Raw genomic sequence first — 3,114 nt, forward strand, 5'->3', positions numbered from 1 at the left:
GAAAAACCGCCCCCCCCCCACCACACAAAAAAAGCACCCACCCCCCCCCCCCCCCCCACCCCCCCCCCCCCACCCCCCCCCCCCCCCCCCCCCCTCGCTCGTGCCCCCGTCCGGTAGGCCCGGGACCCGCTCAGAGGCTCACAGGCGCCCTCCCGCCCCCTCTCAGGTCTGCGGCCATCCGAGCGTCCGCAGAACGTCGGAGACGCGCGTGTAGACACCAGGGCTCCCCGCCCAGCCACAGCCCGCACCCCAGGACACGAGGCCTATCAGGCGCCCCTGGGCCACCAGCGGTCCGCCGCTGTCGCCCTGACAGGCGTCGCGACCGCCCACCATCTCTCCCGCGCACAGCATCGTCTCGGCGCGGTAGGTGCCCTCGGGACCCCCGGAATACGCGCGCTCACACCGCGTGTCCGACTGCACACGCACGCGGGCGGCATGGAGGCTGCCGGCGTAGGCGCCGGAGCCCGTGGTGTCCCCCCATCCGTAGACCATGGCCGTCGTGCCCGCGCGGTAGGCGGGATCTCCCCGCCCGGCCATGCCTATGACGGAGCTCGACGGCAGCGGTTCCGCCAGGCTGAGCACGGCGAAGTCGCCGGAATTGGTGGCACCGTCATACTCCGGGTTCACCCAGGTGGCCCGTACGGCGATCTCCTGACCACGGTCCGAGAGCAGCTCCGTGCGTCCCGCGATGACCCGGAGATCGCGGACGTTCTCCGGCGACGTCCCCAGCACCTCCTTGTCCATGCAGTGGGCGGCGGTGAGCACGGTGGTCCGGCCGACCGCCACGCCCCCGCAGAACTGTCCCGCCCGCGTACCTCCGAACCGGTCACGGCTGGACAGCGCCACTGTCCATGGGCCCTGAGAAACATCGACGGGAAAGCCGCCGACGACGACGCTGTCGGCGGCCGCCGGAACGGCCGAGGCCAGCGGTATGACGGTCCCGGCAGCCACGAGGGCCAGCGGCCGGGCCAAGGCCCGGGTAAGACGACGTCGCATACACGCTCCTCACACTGGGGTGGTCCTGAAACACCCAGAGTGATCGACCCGACCGGAGCCCGCACCCGCGCGGCAGCGTGAAGGCCCGGCTCCCGTATGCGGGAGCCGGGCCTTCACGGATGCGGCGCGCGACGACGCGTCGCGGTGGTCCGGCCTAGTCGAGGTAGTCGCGCAGCACCTGGGAACGCGACGGGTGGCGCAGCTTCGACATGGTCTTGGACTCGATCTGACGGATGCGCTCGCGCGTCACGCCGTACACCTTGCCGATCTCGTCGAGGGTCTTCGGCTGACCGTCGGTGAGACCGAAGCGCATGGAGACGACACCCGCCTCGCGCTCGGACAAGGTGTCGAGCACCGAGTGCAGCTGCTCCTGGAGCAGCGTGAAGCTGACCGCGTCGGCCGGGACGACCGCCTCGGAGTCCTCGATGAGGTCACCGAACTCGCTGTCGCCGTCCTCGCCCAGCGGGGTGTGCAGGGAGATGGGTTCGCGGCCGTACTTCTGGACCTCGATGACCTTCTCCGGCGTCATGTCGAGTTCCTTGGCCAGCTCCTCCGGGGTGGGCTCGCGTCCCAGGTCCTGGAGCATCTGGCGCTGCACACGCGCGAGCTTGTTGATGACCTCGACCATGTGCACCGGGATACGGATGGTGCGGGCCTGGTCGGCCATCGCGCGGGTGATCGCCTGGCGGATCCACCAGGTGGCGTACGTGGAGAACTTGTAGCCCTTGGTGTAGTCGAACTTCTCCACCGCGCGGATCAGGCCGAGGTTGCCCTCCTGGATGAGGTCCAGGAAGAGCATGCCGCGGCCGGTGTAGCGCTTGGCCAGGGAGACCACCAGACGGAGGTTGGCCTCCAGCAGGTGGTTCTTGGCGCGGCGCCCGTCCTCGGCGATGATCTCCAGCTCACGCTTGAGCTTCGGCGCCAGCTTGTCGGAGTTCGCCAGTTTGTCCTCGGCGAACAGACCCGCCTCGATGCGCTTGGCGAGCTCGACCTCCTGCTCGGCGTTGAGCAGGGGGACCTTGCCGATCTGCTTGAGGTAGTCCTTGACCGGGTCGGCGGTGGCACCGGCGGCGGCGACCTGCTGGGCGGGCGCGTCGTCCTCGTCCTCGTCGGAGAGCACGAAACCGGCGTTCTCGGCGCCCTCGGGCTCCTCCGCCGCCTTGGTCTCCTCGACGGCCTCGTCGTCGACCGGCTCGGCGTCGTCCTTCTTGGCCGCGGTCTTCTTGGCGGCCGTCTTCTTGGCCGTGGCCTTCTTCGCGGTCGCCTTCTTGGCGGTGGTCTTCTTGGCAGCCGCCTTCCTGGCGGGCGCCTCCTCCTCCACGGCCGCGTCAGCCGCGTCGGCCTCCGGCGCGGCGGTGGCGGTGGCCTTCCGGGCCGTCGCCGTCTTGGCCGCGACCGTCTTGGTGGCGGTGCGCTTGGCGGGACTCTTCGCTGCGACGCTCTTTCGGGTGCGCTTGGGCTCTGCGGCACTGACCATCAGCGTCACACCCTCTTCCTCGAGGATCTGATTGAGGCTGCGCAGTACGTTCTTCCACTGAGTGGCCGGAATCTGGTCAGCTTCGAAGGCCCGACGCACGTCATCGCCGGCGATCTGCCCCTCAGCCTTTCCCCGCTCAATGAGCGCCATGACAGAGACGGACTCGGCGATCTCCGGCGGGAGCGTACGGGATGTGCTGGCCGACACGAACAACCTCTCGGAACGTTGGAAAACGGCTTCCGGCCCCGTCCACAGCGGACAGGAGCCGACCGCCGACTTGGGGATGGGCCGACGGCGCGGGCGGGAGCCGGGAAGATGCACAGCGCCATGACTGGCGTCCGTATTCCCTCCGCGGCTGTCACCTCTTAGGTCATCGCGTTCTCCCCAAGAGCGTTACGCCCAATCCGCGTGGCCCGAGTCACACCCCGTAAGGAATCAGAAACGGCCATATAGCGACAAAAGTTATCGTACAGGGAGGAGGCGGGCACCTCCCCGGGGCTCTCTTGTGCCCTTTGCGCCGTCGGGGGGGGGGGGGGGGGGGGGGGGGGGGGGAAGAAGAAAAAGGGGGGGGGGGAGGGGGGGGGGGGGGGGGGGGGGGGGGGGGGGGGGGGGGGGGGAGGGAAGCTATGGAGAGGGGCGCC

Annotated in this window: 2 protein-coding genes; both read right to left on the bottom strand. The window is 69.8% G+C overall.

Features of this window, described 5'->3' with window-relative positions; genetic code table 11:
- Window positions 1-162 precede the first annotated feature (162 nt).
- The gene (locus ACZ5C2_RS23990) at window positions 163-996 is read right to left on the bottom strand and encodes a S1 family peptidase (RefSeq protein ID WP_468794428.1); all 834 of its coding nucleotides are present in this window, start codon (window positions 994-996) and stop codon (window positions 163-165) included.
- A 154-nt stretch (window positions 997-1,150) separates the two neighbouring features.
- Entirely contained in the window at window positions 1,151-2,680 is a 1,530-nt protein-coding gene (locus ACZ5C2_RS23995; protein ID WP_468794430.1) for an RNA polymerase sigma factor, read from the bottom strand.
- Window positions 2,681-3,114: the final 434 nt, after the last annotated feature.

The sequence above is a fragment of the Streptomyces sp. NPDC031365 genome (assembly GCF_055569765.1).